Origin of the sequence: Xanthomonas vesicatoria ATCC 35937 (assembly GCF_001908725.1) — a bacterium.
Classification (GTDB): domain Bacteria; phylum Pseudomonadota; class Gammaproteobacteria; order Xanthomonadales; family Xanthomonadaceae; genus Xanthomonas; species Xanthomonas vesicatoria.
In genome coordinates, this window is sequence record NZ_CP018725.1 from 4,640,228 (window position 1) to 4,654,715 (window position 14,488).

Genomic DNA, 14,488 nt, shown 5'->3' on the forward strand with positions numbered 1-14,488 from the left:
TATCTTTGAATCACTTTTCCCGACGGTGCGACATGCGACGACTTGAACGATGGAGCGCGCTCTGCGGCGCGGCGATGTTGACGCTGTCGGGAGTGGCCGCGGCCCAGGCTCCGGAACCGATCAGCCACGGGCGTTTCGAACAGATCCCGGTGTTGATGCCCAAGGGCGAGCCGCAGCGCGTGGTGATCTGGTTGGCGGGCACAGGTAATGCCGGCAAGCGTCAGGCCCAGGCGCAAGCCCTGCGCGATGATGGCGCGATGGTGGCGGTGGTGGATACCGCGCATCTGTATGCGGTGCTGCGCAAGGACGGCGGCACCTGCGCGTTTTCGGTGGGCGATGTAGAGAACTTCTCGCGCTACCTGCAGGCCTTCTACCACATCCCCACGTATCGGCTGCCGTTGCTGGTAGGCGATGGCGAAGGTGCGGCGCTGGCGTACGCCATCGGCGCGCAGGCCAAGCCGCATGTGCTGGCCGGCGTGCTCACCGATGGGCTGTGCCCGGCCACCGTGTCAGATCAGGCGATCTGCCAACCGGGTGTGCGTCCGGGTAGCAATAGCCTGGTTCCGGCGACGCTGCAGATCCCCTGGGTACTGGCCGGCAGCCAGGACAAGCGCTGTTCTGCGGCAGCCGAAGACGCCTTCCTCAAGCAAATTCCCCAGGCCCGCACCTTCAAGCGGTCTGCGCAGGGCGACATCCTGCCGGGCCTGCGCGCCGCGGCCCGTTCGCTCGGCGAGCAGAAAGGGGTCGCCTTGCCGCCACCGCCTGGCGGTTTGAGCGATCTTCCGGTGGTCGAATTGCCAGCCAAACCGGACGGCGATGGCGACGACGACACCTTTGTGATCTTCGTGTCCGGCGATGGCGGTTGGGCCGGGCTAGACGAAGAAGTGGCCGCTGCGCTTGCCGCGCAGGGCATCCCGGTGGTGGGTCTGGATTCGCTGCGCTACTTTTGGACCGAACGCACGCCGCAAGGCTTCGCCACCGACCTGGACCGCATTGCGCGCGTCTACGCGCAACGCTGGCAGCGCAAGCGCGTGGTGCTGATCGGCTTCTCGCAGGGCGCGGATGTCCTGCCTGCGGCGATCAACAAGCTGCCGGCGCAGACCAAGCAAAACATCCGCATGACCGCGCTGTTGTCGGTAGGCAAGCTGGCCGATTACGAATTCCATGTCAGCAACTGGCTGGGCTCGGACGATGAAGGCCTGCCGATCGCGCCGGAAGTGCAGCGTCTGCCGGCCGGCACCACGGTGTGCATCTATGGCCAGGACGATGACGACGCGTTGTGCCCGAGCCTGCCTGCGCAGGCCGCCAAGCGCGTGGCGCTACCGGGCGATCACCACTTCAAGGGCGATTACGCGACCCTGGCCAAGGTGATCATGGAGCAAATGCACGGCCTGTCGACGCCCTGACCGTGCGTGGCATCGCAACGATGCCCTGCTACCCGTCGGTGCGGATCGAGCAGGGAACCAAGCACGGCTAACCGACGACAACGCTCACTGACAAACGGCAGCAGCCGGTGCTCGGTGCGGCATGCCTCACTCGTACGCGCCGGTTGAGAGAGCGTTTGCCTGCGATAGGCGGCGAAGTCCCTGAACCGCTCCAAGCCATCGAGCCACGGCGTGCGAACTGCGGACCCACCTGCGCCGAAGCGGGCGCCGATGGGTTCGCCGCCTCATTCCTGCCGGCCGGGGTCCACCGAGATCAGCCGGGTCACGTCCAGCAGCGCGGCCGGCAGATGCATGCCGCCCGGCGCGACCAGATAGCGCGGGCGCCAGGTCGGGGCGAACTTCGACTTGAAGCGGCGCAGCCCGCTGAACCCGTAGAAGCGCTCGCCATGGCGCGCGACCAGGCTGGCAAATCGGTTCCAGCGCCCGGCCAGACGGTGTTCGGCCAGCCCCGACAACGGCGCCATGCCCAGCGAGAACCGCGTGTAGCCATTGGCCTGGCCCCATAGGAACAGCTCGATGAACAGGAAATCCATCGTGCCCTTCGGCGCCTCGGCGCTATGTCGCATCAGATCCACAGACAGTTCGCCGCCGGCCGGTGCCCACCACACATTGGCGAACGCCACGATCTGCCCTTCGGCCTCGGCCACTGCCACCGGGAAACGGCGCAGATAGTCCGCATCGAAGCTGCCCAGCGAGAAGCCTTTTTCTTCGCCGGATTTTTCTTCCAGCCACTGTTCCGACACCTCGGCCAGGCGCGGCAAGATCGCGTCCACCTGCTCGGGCTGCAGCATGCGAAAGGTCAGGCCACCACGCTTGCCACGGTTCCAGGCCTGGCGTAGATCGGCGCGGTCGCGGCCTTCCAGGGTGAAGCCCTCCAGCGGCACGATCGCTTCTTCGCCCAGCTTGACCAGGGTCAGGCCCATGTCGAGGTAGGTCTGCCAGTATTTTTCACCGACCTGGTAGAACACCGGCCGCAGGCCCATGTGGTCGGCCTCCTCGCGGAAGCGCCAGATCAGCGCACGCGCCACCTCCGGCGGCCCCACCGGGTCGCCCATCGAAATCAGCGAGCCGCCATAGCGCTGCATCATCACGAAGCCGCGGCGCTGTTCGTCGAGCAGGAAGGCCTTGTCGCCGGTCAACGCCAGGCACGCCTGGGTGTCGGTACTGATCTCCAGGATCGGTGCCAGTGTCTGCAGGGTGTGCGCGTCGGCGGCCGGCATCGGCCGGCGCCCGCCGCGCAGCAGCCGCGCCATGCCGAACATGATCACGCCCACGCACAGGATCAGGGCGGCGCGCAGCGCACGTGGTGCATTGGCCGAGGTGGCAAATTGCCACCACAGGTCATTGCTGTATTCGACATGGCTGTAGACGAAGAACAGCAGCCAGAAGGTGGCCACCAGCACCAGGCCCAGATTGCTCAGCCAGCGCCACGACCAGGCTTCATCCAGCAGCGCACCCTGGCGATAGAACTCGCGCCGTGCGGCCCACAGCGCCACCGCTGCCAGCGCCGCCGACAACGACACCGAGATATGGCTGCCGCGCAGCAGCGACAGCGGCGGCAGCAGCACGCACACGCCCAGCGCCAGCATCCAGGCCGCGTGGCTGCGGCGCTGCAGGCCCTGGCCGATCAACAGCAGCAGCATGCCACCCAGGCTGACCAGCAGATGCGAGGTTTCGATCAGGGGCAGCGGCGCGACTTCCTGGCGCGCACGCGGCGTCGGCAGGGTGCCGTCGATCATCAGGCCCGCGCCTACCGCAAAGACCGCCAGGGCCAGGATCTGCGGCAGCCATGGGCGCAACGTCTTCCACACCGTGCGCGCGGTGCTGGCACTGGCGCGCACCGGCGCTCCCAGCCCGGAGGCCGCCGCCATGGCCACAGAAATCAGCAACGGCACGATGTAGTAGGTGACGCGATACGCCAGCGCCGCGGCCAGCACAGCGGCGGGTGTCACATGCGGCAGCAGCTTGAGCAAGCTCCACTCGAACACGCCCAGCCCGGCCGGCACGGTGGAAATTAGTCCGGCCACCACCGCCACCAGCCAGATGCCGATAAAGCCGAAGTAGCCAGTGCCCGGATCCGGCGGCAGCAGCACGTAGAACGCCGCTGCGGCCAGGCCCAACTCGACCACGCTGAGCGCGGTGACGCCCAGCACGGTGGTGCGGTCCGGCAGCCAGAAGCGATGGCTGCGGATTCCAAATTCGCGCCCTTGTTTGCCCACCAGCACCAGCATCGCCAGGTAACCGGCCAGCAAGGCGATACCGGCGATGCGGATGCCTTCGGCGGTGATCGGCAGGGCACGCGCGGCCGCTTCCGGTTCCAGCATCAGCGCAAGCCCGAGCAGCACCCAGGCGCCGAAGATGAAGCCCAGCGTGCTCATCAGCACCACCTGGCCGATCTCGGCCAGGGTCAGCCCGACGCTGCCATAGCCACGCAAGCGCACCGCGCCGCCGGTCAACGCAGCAAAGCCCAGCGTCTGTCCGACCGCATGCGCCATGAAGGCGGTGATGCCCACCCGCGCCGGATGCAGCCGCTTGCCGGTGCGCTTGAGCCCCACCCAGTCGAAGCCCACCAGGCAGGCGTAGCTGCTCAAGCCCAGCAGCAGCGTCAACGCGATCTGGCCCGCACCCAGCGCGCGGAACGCCTGACGGATCTGGCGATAGCCGTGGTCGGTGAACTGCGCCGACAGCGCATGCAGCGCCATGGCCAGGATCGCCAGGCTGATGATGACTGGCAGGGCGCGACGCCAACCGCTGGCAGACGCTTCGGAAGACACGGGGGTATCCGTCATGAGGGCAACGGGATCTGCTTGAAGGGTAGGTGGGCACATGCACGATACGTGCCGCGTGCGCGTGTGATCTGACTGTGCCAGGAACGTCGGAGATGCATGCAGCGTGATCGCGTGGGTGCCGAAGAAGGGAACGCCGGGTTCGGTTGCACCGACACACTGCCGGCACAGGACAGCACGAGACGGCCGCGCGCATCATAGGGCAAAGGCGTGCAGGCGTGCCGCACGCGACCACGATAGGGGAGATGACGGTTGGAAGGCAGACAGGCTGTTGAAGCGTCCTCCACGGCGATGCGGCAGGCGCAGGTACGGCGCGTACCAGCGTGGTGCGGCCTGGCCGGAACGACTGCCGCGTGCGTGGGTGTGCTCTTCGTCGTCCTGGTGCTGCTGTTGCAGTGGCTGCGCGCGGATCTATGGTGGCTCGACGCGCAACTGAGCGCGCATCTGCATGGGCCTTATGGTCTGCTGCTGCGCACCGCTTACTGCGTGCTGGCTGCAGTGATGGTCTGGATGGCAGCGGGCCTGCACGCCGCGCTCGCGCCGGTCGCGTGCAGCCGAACGGTAGTGGGATTGTTCTGGGCGGCGGCGGTGGGATTGAGCATGGTGGCGATCGGCGACAGCTGGATGCCGGCGCTGGCGCCCGCTGCCGCGCCGATGGTGCATGTGCTGTCGGCGGATGCGACCTTTCTGTGCGTGATCGCGGCGTTGCTGCTGCAATCGTGGTACTTCCGTCGCGATCGCTGGTGGGCGGGGCACATCGTGCCGGTATTTGGCCTGGGGCTTGTCGCGTTCGCGGCGTTGCTGTTCTACATCACGGCGACCAGCGCGCCGCTCGGCATCAGCCAGAAGATCGCCATCGTGCTGATTGTGGCCTGGGTGGTGCTGGTTGGCGTCTTGCTGAGGCGGCGCACGCGTGCGGGGGCTGCGCCGGGGCGGTATTCGCGTGACAATGCCTGGGTCAATCAACCGTAGGAAGTCTGAAATGCTGCAGCGATTCGATGCGGGTCCGCGTATGTCCGAGATGACCGTCCATGGCGGCGTGTGCTACCTAGCCGGCCAGATTGCCGATGACACCAGTGAAGACATCACCGGGCAGACCCGCCAAGTGCTTGCCGAGATCGACAAGCTGCTGGCGCAGGCGGCCAGCGACAAGGCCAAGATCCTGCGCGCCGAAATCTACCTGGCCGATATCGGCGACTTCGACGGCATGAACGTCGCCTGGGACGAGTGGGTGCCGCATGGCTTCACGCCCGCGCGCGCCACCGTCGAAGCCAAACTGGCGCGGCCGGAATGGAAGGTGGAGATTGTGATCACCGCAGCGGCGGGCTGATCGCGCAAGGCATCTCACCGAGACGGCCACGCTCCGCCAGGGTGCGCGGCGGTGTCTGCGATCGGTTTGTCATCCTCCATGCACTGCGTGTTTGTGAGCGCAGTGCATGGAGGGCGCGGCATCGGTTCGGTCGTGTCGTGCCTGGTGCGGTTCACCGTTCGCGGTAGAAGCGCGTTGCGCGTTACGTAGCGCAGTGCCGCTGCGCGATGGGCATGTCCGGCTTGTAGCATGTGCGCTACCTCGCCGACCGCCGCGATGGTCCGCGTGATTCATCCACGCCGACGCACGGCAGGTGCGTCTGCTGGTCAGTCATCGCCATGCCGGTGCTCGACGCGCCATGCGCTCAACGTTTGACGAAGCGATAGTGCGCAACGCCCCATTCGCGGCCGTGGTCGTAGCCGAACAGCTCCGCACAGGCCAGCCAGAACATGCGCCAACGCTGCCACCAGCGCTGCGCATCGTCGCCGTAGGTCTGCTTCAGCAGCGGCATGATCTGCGCGCGGTGACGGTCCTGGTTTTCCAGCCAGGCATTGGCGGTTTTTTCGTAATGCTCGCCCGACAAGACCCAACGCTGTTCGATGACCACATCCTGCTGGAAATGCAGCAGGGTGTCGGCGGCCGGCATCAGCCCGCCGGTAAAGAAATGCCGCCCCATCCAGTTGTCTTCGCCGGCCACCTCGAACGGATAGGCCAGATCGCGGTGACAGAAGATGTGCACGAACAACTTGCCGCCGGGCGCCAGCCAGCTTCCCACGCGCGCAAGCAGATCGCGGTAATTGCGCATGTGCTCGAACATCTCCACCGATACTACGCGGTCGAAATTGCCCGGCGGCAGCGCCAGCGCGTTGACGTCGGCGGTGATGACCTGCACGTTGCCCAGGCCGCGGAGACGGCACTGCTCCAGGATGTGCGCGCGCTGCGGGCGCGAATTGGACACCGCGGTAATGGTGGCATTGGGATAGCGTTCGGCCATCCATAAGGTCAGCGAGCCCCAGCCGCAGCCCAGTTCCAGGATGCGTTGACCATCGGCCAGCTCGGCACGTTGCCCGTACAGCGCCAGCATGCGTTCTTCGGCCGCATCCAGATCCGGCGTGCTCGCATCCCAGTAGCAACTGCTGTACTTCAGCCGCTTGCCCAGGCACAGGGTGAAGAACTGCGGCGGCAATTCATAGTGCTGGCGATTGGCCGCATCGGTTTCGATCGCGATGGCGCTGGCGCGCAGGCTGTCGATGAAGGCGCGCTGGCGCTCGCCGTTGGCATCGGCATCGTTGCCGCGCTCATCGCGCAGGCGCTGCGCGCACAGACGGCGGATGCCGTAGCGCAATGCGGCGTCGGGCAGCACCCCCGATTCGGCCAGGCGGGTGGCAAAGGCTTCTTCGGGCAGCGAGGAGGGCGGGGCGGTAACGGTGGACATGCAACTCTCCAGGCAACTCAGGACGAAGGGGGAAGCGGGAAAAACGCACTGGTGGTGCGCTGGTAGTGCGCGTAGTCCTCGCCACGCGAGCGCAGCGCCTGCTGCTCGGTGTAGGGAATACCGGTGAAGCGATACAGAAACACGAACATCACCACCGGCCCGAGCGCGCACAGCGCCACCGGCCAGGGGCCGGCGCCGACCGCCAAGACCAGATAGGCGAACCAGTGCACGAACTCGAAGAAATAATTGGGATGGCGCGAATACCGCCACAGTCCCTTGCGACAGGTCTTGCCGCGATTGGCAGGATCGGCCTTGTGCGCAGACAGCTGCCGGTCGGCCAGTGCCTCGCCGCCGACCGCAATCAACCACACCACGACGGCCAGCGTGCTCCACAGGCTCCATGCCGGGTTCGGATTGCTGGCCGCAGCCAGGAACGGCACCGCAAACAGCACTACCACCACCGCCTGGGCCAGGAAGAAGCCGAGGAACTTGCGCTGGTCGCCGTTCCAATGCTCGCGCAGGGCGCGATAACGGCCGTCTTCGTGCGGGTCGCCGAACACGCGCACGCCCAGATGCCAGGCCAGGCGCGCGCCCCACAAACCGCCAAGCACCGCCACCAACACGCGCGGCAGCAGCGCACCGTCGGACAGCCACGCGCAATACGGCGCAGCCACCGCCAGGCAGGCGGCCCACAACACGTCGACCGGGCCGGCATTGCCACTGCGGCGCTGCCATAGCCAGCCGAGCACCATCACCGCACTTGCGAATACGCCCACATGCAGCAGCGGCCACACAGTCATTGCAGTTCTCCAGTCAGGTCGTGTGGCAATGGTGTCAGACGCCGTACATACAGCGACAACACGCCGCACGCCACGCCCCAGCCGATGCCGACAGCGAGCAGCGCATGCAGCAACGGCGGCAGCAGCTCCACGGCGTGCCAGCTGCGTTGCGCCAGCCAGTACGAAAACGGACCGAAAATGGCGCCCAGCAACACCGCCAACCACGGGCGCTGCATCACCTTGCGCAGCGAATGATTGAGCGTGAGCGCAAAGCCCAGCCACAGCGCCAGAATCCACGCGGGCGCCAGTACGCTCCCGGGCCAGGGCGCGGCGTAACGCACCCAGCCCCCCGCCGCCAGCGTGGTGTCCAGCAGCAAGCCCAGCGCCAATGCGGCGATCAGCAATGGCACATCGCCGGCCGCGCGTCGCGAGGGCCACAGTTGATACAGCGCAAACAGCGCCAGTACCAGCAGCGTTGGCCACACGCGCCCGTTTGCGGCGGCGGCCACCGCCACTACCCAGAGCACCTGCAAACCGAGATAGTTGCCGAGCTGCTTCATGCGTCACGCAAGACCGGGCACAAATTGCGGTGGGCGCGCGCCGGGCTTGCTCAGCCACAGATGCACGTCGCCGATGGAGCGTTCCAGAAAACCGGCTTCGCAGTAGGCCAGGTAGAACTCCCACATGCGGATAAAGCGCTCGTCGTAGCCCAGGGCGCGCACCTGCGGCAACTGCGCCATGAAGCGCTGCCGCCAGGCGCGCAATGTCAGCGCATAGCTGGGGCCGATGTCTTCCAGATGGAACAGGCGCAGATCGCTGGCGCGTGCCACCGCGCCGGTCATCGCCGCGACCGACGGAATGAAGCTGCCGGGGAAGATATGCCGCTTGATGAAATCCACCGAATGCAGCGCCTGCTTGTAGCGGTGATCCTCGATAGTGATGGCCTGGATCAGCGCCTCGCCATCGTCGGCGAGCAGGCTGCCGACCTTGGCGAAGTAGGTGTCCAGATACTGGTGGCCGATCGCCTCGATCATCTCGATCGATACCACGCGATCGAAGCGACCCTGCAGGTCGCGGTAGTCGCTCAATAACACGGTGACCCGGTCGGTCAAGCCCGCATCGGCGATGCGTTGGCTTGCCAGGTCGAACTGCTCGCGCGAAATGGTGGTGGTGGTGACGCGGCAGCCGTGCTCGCGCGCCGCATGCAGTGCAAAACCGCCCCAGCCGGTGCCGATTTCGACAACGTGGTGCTGCGGGCCCAAGCGCAGCTTCTGGCAGATGCGCTCGAGCTTGCGCGTGGCCGCACGTTCCAGCGCTGCATCGCCCTGGGCTTCTTCGCCATCGACGAAGATCGCCGACGAATACATCAGGTTCTTGTCCAGAAACAGCTTGAACAGCGGGTTGCCCAGGTCGTAATGCGCAGCGATGTTGCGCCGGCTGCCGCTGCGGGTATTGCGCGCGAACGCATGCAGGCTGCGCATCGCCCAGCCGCCCAGGCGCGCGGTGCCGGTTTCCATCGCGTCCAGCCGGTCGCGATTGCGCAACAGCAGGCGCATCAGGCCGACCAGATCGTCGCACTGCCATTGCCCATCCATGTACGACTCGCCCGCGCCGACGCTGCCGTTGAGTGCAGCCTGCCGATAGAAGTCCGGGTCGATGACGCGCAACTGCATCTGCAACGCGTGCGCACCGCTGGCCTTGCCCAGCGTGGTGACCGCGTCTGCTTCGTGCAGCTGCAGCTGCCCGTCACGCAGGTCGCCGAGCGTGGCCAGCAGGCGCTTGCGCAGCAGGCGGTCCGTCCAGGAAGCCGCACGTGGCGCAGCAGTATCGGGCAGGGACGTGGCGTTCATCGGGGATCTCGCACAGGCGGATGGGGGTGATCGTGGACCGGGTTGCCGCGCAGCCAAAGGCGCAAGGCCTGCCAGTGGATGGCGAGCACCACCTGCACGGTCATCAAGGGGTAGCCAAGCAAGGTGCGCGCCAGCGTGCGCGCGGTCAGCGGCTGGCGTTGCAGGACCAGCGTGGCATCGAAGCGGCGCGTGCCGCTGTTGTCGATCGCACCGGCAGCGTCGTCGTCGTTGGCATCCAGCACGTCCATATGCACGCGCAACTGCGCATCCGGCACACTGAAGCGCCAGTCGTAGCGGTGCTGCATGCCCATGAACGGGGAGACGTGGAAGCGTTTGTCGAACCGCCATGCATGCACATCGCGGTGCGTGCGCGCCTGCGCCACCGGCAGCACGTAGGTGTGACGTTGCTGCCAGGGCGTGTTGGTGATTTCCGCCACGATCCAGCGCAACCCGTCCTGCCGATCGAAGCAGTAATAAAAGCTCACCGGATTGAACACGTGGCCGAAGTAGCGCAGATGCGTCAGCAGCCGGATGGCGCCTTCCGGGCGCTCGCCGGTCTGCGACTGCACGCAATCGCGCACGGCCTGGTCCAGCGGAATGGCCGGGTCGCCCAGATAATCGCTGCGGCGGAATTGCGCCAGATTGGCGCGGCCCACCGACCACAGCCAGCGATGGGCGAACACCTGATCCAGTTCGGACAGGTCCAGGTACATCAATAACAGGCGGTAACGGAAATCCAGCGATTTGGGCGCGAATCGGCGATGCCGCACCCACCCGGTGTAGATCGCGCTGCGCAAGCCGCACGCCACGCTGCCGCCACCGCTGTCCTCACCGGGAGGCAGCGGCACGGCGTCGGTGCTGGCTTCGCGCAGCAGGTGCATCACCAGGGCACTCCCAGGCCATGGGCCACATCCACACCGCTGCGCAGGCCGTCTTCGTGGAAGCCGAAGCCCCACGCCGCACCGGCAAACCAGGTGTGGTGGCGGCCCTGGATTTCTGCCTTGCGCTCCTGCGCCGCCAACGCAGCGGCATTCTGTACCGGGTGGCGGTAGCGCATGCGCCGCAGCACCTTGGCCGGGTCGATGTCGTGATCGCGGTTGAGGCTGACGATGAAGGGCTGCGGCGCGTCGATCGACTGCAGTGCGTTCATCCAGTAACTCACCGTGCAGGGCGCCTGCGGGTCGGCCGGTACATGCGCATTCCACGCCGCCCAGGCGCGCTTGTCGCGCGGCAACACGCGCGCATCGGTATGCAGCACGGTGTCGTTGTCCTGGTAAGTGATGCCGCCCAGGATCTGCTGTTCCGATGCGGTGGCATCGCTGAGCAAGGCCAGTGCATCGTCGGCATGGCAGGCCAGCACCACCTCGTCGAAGTATTCCTCGCCGCGCAACGAGCGGAGCATGATGCCATCGGGTGTGCGCCGGATCGCATGGACCGGCGTGGACAACCGCTCCAGTACTTGCCAACGCCGCCGCAGTGCACGCACATAGCTGTTGGACCCGCCACGCACCACCTGCCATTGGGGCCGGTCGCTGAGTTGCAGCATGTGGTGGTTGGTCATGAAGCCGATCAGCTGGCCCATCGGAAATTCAAGGATGGTCTGGGAGGGCGAGGACCACAGCGCCGACGCCATCGGCACCAGATGCTGGTCGCGGAACGCGGCCGAATAGCCATGCCGCTGCAGGTACGCGCCCAGCGTGCTGAAGCGCTCCTCGCTATGCAGTACCGCCGGCGCCTGCCGATAAAAGCGCCGCAGGTCCGCGAGCATGCCCCAGAAGCGCGGGCTGAGCAGGTTGCGCCGCTGGCAGAACAAGCCATCCAGACTGCCGGCGTTGTATTCCAGCCCGCTGCCGGCATCGTGCACCGAAAAACTCATCGTCGTCGGCTGCGATGCCACGTCTAGTTCGGCAAACATGCGGGTCAGCAGCGGGTAGTGCTGCGGGTTGAAGACGATAAAGCCGCTGTCCACCGCGTAGCGCTGGCCGTCCAGGTGGATGTCGTGCGTGTGGGTATGACCGCCGAGATAATCGGCCGCCTCGAACAAGGTGACTTCGTAGCGCCGCGACAATAGCCACGCCGCACCCAGGCCGGCGATTCCGCTGCCGACCACGGCAATCCTGCCCTCGCTCATCGCGCCACCCGTTGCCCGCGGCGCGTGAGCAGGGCCGGCATCGGCTTGAGATCCCAGACCAACCCCACCCACGACATCGCCTTGAGGCCGTACCAGGTCACGTCGTACTCCCACCAGCGCACGCCTTGTCGCGCCGACCCGGGGAAGAAGTGATGGTTGTTGTGCCAGCCTTCGCCGAAGGTGATCAACGCCAGCAGCCAGTTGTTGCGGCTGTCGTCGCGCGTGGCAAACCGCCGGCTACCGAAGCGGTGCGCCAGCGAATTGATGGTGAAGGTCGCATGGAACAGCGCCACGGTGGACAGCACGAAGCCCCAGACCAGCAGCTGCGGCCCGTTGGTGTGCAGCGCCGGCGCGGTGTCGGCCAGCCAATCGCCGAGCAGATACAGCCCCAGCGCGAGCAGCGCCGGCATCACGATGTCGAAGCGGTCGATGAAACGCAGCTCGCCGAAACGGCGCAGGTCCGGGATGACCTCCCAGTCGGTACGGAAGTTGCGTGGAGTCAGGAACCAGCCGGTATGGCTCCACCAAAACCCGTGCTGGGCCGGCGAATGCGGGTCGCGGCCGGTGTCGGTATGCCGATGGTGATTGCGGTGATGCGCCGCCCACCACAGTGGCCCGCGCTGCACGCAGGTCGCACCGATGGCGGCAAACACGAACTGCAGCACGCGCGAGGTCTTGAATGCGCGATGGGAAAAATAGCGGTGATAGAAGCCGGTAAGCGCAAACATGCGCAGCGCGTACAGCGCCAGCGCCACCCCCACCGCAAACCACGACGCGCCCACCCAAAACACCGCCAGGCAGGCCACATGCAGCGCGATGAAGGGCAGGGCGCGCAGCCAGTCGATACGATCGGCGCGTGCCTCGTCCAACGGCTCGTCGGCTTGCGAATCCACCCAGCGGCGCAGGCTGCCGATGCGCGATGCAACCCAGCCGCGACGCTTGGGCGGGGGCTGGGGCGTTGCGACGTGGGGGTCGACTCCAGTGCTCGGCACGCGTGGTTCTCCATAGGTTGTCGAACCCTTTACGCAATTCGCCAGCAAACAGATGCACCAGCCCGCTTGATCGTCGCACGCATGGACGGGATTGACGCGCCAACGCAACAGATCAGGCAAACACGCGCACGGATGTGTGCGCTCAGTATCACTGGCACAGATGAGGCAGCTTGAGAAAAGGGGGGTGTGGAGAGTGCCGGCAGTACGGGTCAGCGCAGCGCGGGTACTGCGCATGTCAGCACGACGCGCACGGGCAGCGGGAAAGATTCCATTCAACGGCTGCGGCGCGCCATTGGTGGCGCCGCAGCCGTTGTTCCTGCCGCCCGATCAGGGCGCCATTGCGAGCGTGCTGATGCCGCCCTTGGCAACCACCGTGCCGGTGGCCACCCCACCGGGTGCACCGCCCGGCGGTTCCAGTGTGACCGCCAGGATCGCCTCGTTGCTGAGCATGGGCATCAGCTGATCGGGAATCTGCGCGCGACGCGCGCGTTGATCGTCGAAGGTACCCATCGAATGCGCCTTGCCGTCCGGCGTGATCAGCCACAACTCGGGCACCTTGTCGGCCGTGGCGGTGCGATCCAGCGGCGTCACCGTGATAGTGTGCTTGTCGGCATCCATCAGCGCCACGTAGCCTGGGCGCCCGTCTTCGGTCGCCAGCGTCGAGGTCATGGCGATGCCGGTCTCCGGCGGTGTGGTGGCTGCAGGCGGGGTGACCGGGTTCTGCACCACCTGCGTATTGCCGATTGGCGGCACCGGTGCCGGCGGCGTGCGCAGGTTCAACAAGGCGAGCACGCATACGGCCGCAGTCGCCAGGCCGCCGGCGCTGGCCCAACGCCATACCCGGACGTTGTTCCACAATGGCGCGGCCGGCTTGCTGGTGGTGGCTGCGGGAGCGGCAGGCGCCACCGCACGTAGCGGCGTGTCGAAGCCCAGGGTTTTCCGGACCTGCGCCCACACCTGATCGGGCGGAGTCACCGCAGCGATGTCTTCCAGCAGCGGGGCCAGAAGATCCTGCCACTGCACGACTGCCTGGGCAAACTGGGCGTCGGTGGCGATGCGTTGTTCTGCTGCCAGGCGTTCTTCTGCGCTCAGCAGGCCGAGCACGTACTCGCCGGCCAACACGTCGCGCGGCGGTTCCTGGTCGATGGGAAAGGGCGTGCTCATCGTTCCAGACATGCCTTGAGTTTGGCCAGACCGCGGCGGATCCAGCTTTTGACCGTGCCGATCGGTGTGTCGGTACGCGCGGCGAGCTCTTCGTAGGTGATGCCTTCGAAGAACGCGGTACGAATCAGCTCACTGCGCGGCGGTTCGAGTTCGGCCAGGCAATGGTCGATGCGACGACGCGTGCTGGCGCGTTCGGTGCGCTCCAGCGGCGACGCATCGCCGTCGCGCAGTTCACCGGCATCGTCCAGCGCCACATTGCGGCGCTGCGGCGCATTGGCGCGAAGATGATCGATCGCCTTGTTACGCGCGATCATCGCCAGCCAGGTCAGCCCGCGCGCCCGGCTCGGATCGAACTGACCGGCCTTGTGCCAGATCAGCGTGAACACATCCTGCAGCACCTCTTCGGCCTCGGCACGTTGCGGAATCATGCGCAGGCATACCCCAAACAGTTTGGGCGAGGTCAGCCGGTACAGCGCTTCGAAGGCATGCCGGTCGCCGCCCGCAGTCGCGGTCAGCAGGCGTCCGGTTTCATCATCGTCGTGGCCAGGAATGGCACTCATGCGGTCGGGCGTTGGGTAAGGTGAGGGCGATGCTACC

General features: G+C 66.4%; 13 protein-coding genes. 3 read left to right on the forward strand and 10 right to left on the reverse strand.

Going from position 1 to position 14,488, the window contains the following annotated elements; translation table 11 throughout:
- The first annotated feature begins 32 nt into the window (after positions 1-32).
- Positions 33-1,406, forward strand: a complete 1,374-nt coding sequence (locus tag BJD12_RS20260; protein WP_039423582.1) for a virulence factor — start codon at positions 33-35, stop codon at positions 1,404-1,406.
- Between the two features lie 263 nt (positions 1,407-1,669).
- Here the strand turns inward: BJD12_RS20260 and mprF are convergent, their stop codons facing one another.
- Positions 1,670-4,234, reverse strand: a complete 2,565-nt coding sequence (mprF, locus tag BJD12_RS20265; RefSeq protein WP_005997074.1) for a bifunctional lysylphosphatidylglycerol flippase/synthetase MprF — start codon at positions 4,232-4,234, stop codon at positions 1,670-1,672.
- A gap of 288 nt (positions 4,235-4,522) precedes the next feature.
- Here mprF and BJD12_RS20270 point away from each other — a divergent pair, with 288 nt between their 5' ends.
- Both BJD12_RS20270 and BJD12_RS20275 read left to right on the forward strand, forming a co-directional pair.
- The gene (locus BJD12_RS20270; protein WP_005997073.1) at positions 4,523-5,203 is read left to right on the forward strand and encodes a DUF998 domain-containing protein; all 681 of its coding nucleotides are present in this window, start codon (positions 4,523-4,525) and stop codon (positions 5,201-5,203) included.
- Between the two features lie 10 nt (positions 5,204-5,213).
- Positions 5,214-5,561: a RidA family protein gene (locus BJD12_RS20275; protein WP_005997072.1), complete on the forward strand. Its 348-nt coding sequence runs from the start codon at positions 5,214-5,216 to the stop codon at positions 5,559-5,561.
- A 343-nt stretch (positions 5,562-5,904) separates the two neighbouring features.
- Here the strand turns inward: BJD12_RS20275 and BJD12_RS20280 are convergent, their stop codons facing one another.
- The 9 genes from BJD12_RS20280 to BJD12_RS20320 all read right to left on the reverse strand — a co-directional run bounded on the left by BJD12_RS20280 (position 5,905) and on the right by BJD12_RS20320 (position 14,451).
- Positions 5,905-6,975, reverse strand: a complete 1,071-nt coding sequence (locus tag BJD12_RS20280; RefSeq protein ID WP_005997071.1) for an SAM-dependent methyltransferase — start codon at positions 6,973-6,975, stop codon at positions 5,905-5,907.
- Positions 6,976-6,992: 17 nt separating this feature from the next.
- Positions 6,993-7,775 carry a DUF1295 domain-containing protein gene (locus BJD12_RS20285; protein WP_058564110.1) on the reverse strand — a complete coding sequence of 261 codons (783 nt, stop codon included), beginning with the start codon at positions 7,773-7,775 and terminating at the stop codon, positions 6,993-6,995.
- The gene (locus BJD12_RS20290; protein ID WP_005993581.1) at positions 7,772-8,314 is read right to left on the reverse strand and encodes a DUF2878 domain-containing protein; all 543 of its coding nucleotides are present in this window, start codon (positions 8,312-8,314) and stop codon (positions 7,772-7,774) included. The genes BJD12_RS20285 and BJD12_RS20290 overlap by 4 nt, the downstream gene beginning before the upstream one ends.
- Positions 8,315-8,317: 3 nt before the next feature.
- Entirely contained in the window at positions 8,318-9,604 is a 1,287-nt protein-coding gene (locus tag BJD12_RS20295; RefSeq protein ID WP_005993583.1) for an SAM-dependent methyltransferase, read from the reverse strand.
- Positions 9,601-10,485 carry a DUF1365 domain-containing protein gene (locus BJD12_RS20300; RefSeq protein ID WP_005993584.1) on the reverse strand — a complete coding sequence of 295 codons (885 nt, stop codon included), beginning with the start codon at positions 10,483-10,485 and terminating at the stop codon, positions 9,601-9,603. Before BJD12_RS20300 ends, BJD12_RS20295 begins: the two co-directional genes overlap by 4 nt.
- The gene (locus BJD12_RS20305) at positions 10,485-11,735 is read right to left on the reverse strand and encodes an NAD(P)/FAD-dependent oxidoreductase (RefSeq protein WP_005993586.1); all 1,251 of its coding nucleotides are present in this window, start codon (positions 11,733-11,735) and stop codon (positions 10,485-10,487) included. Before BJD12_RS20305 ends, BJD12_RS20300 begins: the two co-directional genes overlap by 1 nt.
- Positions 11,732-12,727 carry an acyl-CoA desaturase gene (locus BJD12_RS20310; protein ID WP_161793272.1) on the reverse strand — a complete coding sequence of 332 codons (996 nt, stop codon included), beginning with the start codon at positions 12,725-12,727 and terminating at the stop codon, positions 11,732-11,734. The genes BJD12_RS20305 and BJD12_RS20310 overlap by 4 nt, the downstream gene beginning before the upstream one ends.
- A gap of 327 nt (positions 12,728-13,054) precedes the next feature.
- Positions 13,055-13,891 carry an anti-sigma factor gene (locus BJD12_RS20315; RefSeq protein ID WP_005993589.1) on the reverse strand — a complete coding sequence of 279 codons (837 nt, stop codon included), beginning with the start codon at positions 13,889-13,891 and terminating at the stop codon, positions 13,055-13,057.
- Positions 13,888-14,451, reverse strand: coding sequence for a sigma-70 family RNA polymerase sigma factor (locus tag BJD12_RS20320; protein WP_005993590.1), 564 nt, complete (start codon positions 14,449-14,451; stop codon positions 13,888-13,890). Before BJD12_RS20320 ends, BJD12_RS20315 begins: the two co-directional genes overlap by 4 nt.
- Positions 14,452-14,488: the final 37 nt, after the last annotated feature.

Coding starts and splice junctions, on each gene's coding strand:
- BJD12_RS20260 (WP_039423582.1), top strand. CDS start 33: ATGCGACGACTTGAACGATGGAGCGCGCTCTGCGGCGCGGCGATGTTG.
- mprF (WP_005997074.1), bottom strand. CDS start 4,234: ATGACGGATACCCCCGTGTCTTCCGAAGCGTCTGCCAGCGGTTGGCGT.
- BJD12_RS20270 (WP_005997073.1), top strand. CDS start 4,523: ATGCGGCAGGCGCAGGTACGGCGCGTACCAGCGTGGTGCGGCCTGGCC.
- BJD12_RS20275 (WP_005997072.1), top strand. CDS start 5,214: ATGCTGCAGCGATTCGATGCGGGTCCGCGTATGTCCGAGATGACCGTC.
- BJD12_RS20280 (WP_005997071.1), bottom strand. CDS start 6,975: ATGTCCACCGTTACCGCCCCGCCCTCCTCGCTGCCCGAAGAAGCCTTT.
- BJD12_RS20285 (WP_058564110.1), bottom strand. CDS start 7,775: ATGACTGTGTGGCCGCTGCTGCATGTGGGCGTATTCGCAAGTGCGGTG.
- BJD12_RS20290 (WP_005993581.1), bottom strand. CDS start 8,314: ATGAAGCAGCTCGGCAACTATCTCGGTTTGCAGGTGCTCTGGGTAGTG.
- BJD12_RS20295 (WP_005993583.1), bottom strand. CDS start 9,604: ATGAACGCCACGTCCCTGCCCGATACTGCTGCGCCACGTGCGGCTTCC.
- BJD12_RS20300 (WP_005993584.1), bottom strand. CDS start 10,485: ATGCACCTGCTGCGCGAAGCCAGCACCGACGCCGTGCCGCTGCCTCCC.
- BJD12_RS20305 (WP_005993586.1), bottom strand. CDS start 11,735: ATGAGCGAGGGCAGGATTGCCGTGGTCGGCAGCGGAATCGCCGGCCTG.
- BJD12_RS20315 (WP_005993589.1), bottom strand. CDS start 13,891: ATGAGCACGCCCTTTCCCATCGACCAGGAACCGCCGCGCGACGTGTTG.
- BJD12_RS20320 (WP_005993590.1), bottom strand. CDS start 14,451: ATGAGTGCCATTCCTGGCCACGACGATGATGAAACCGGACGCCTGCTG.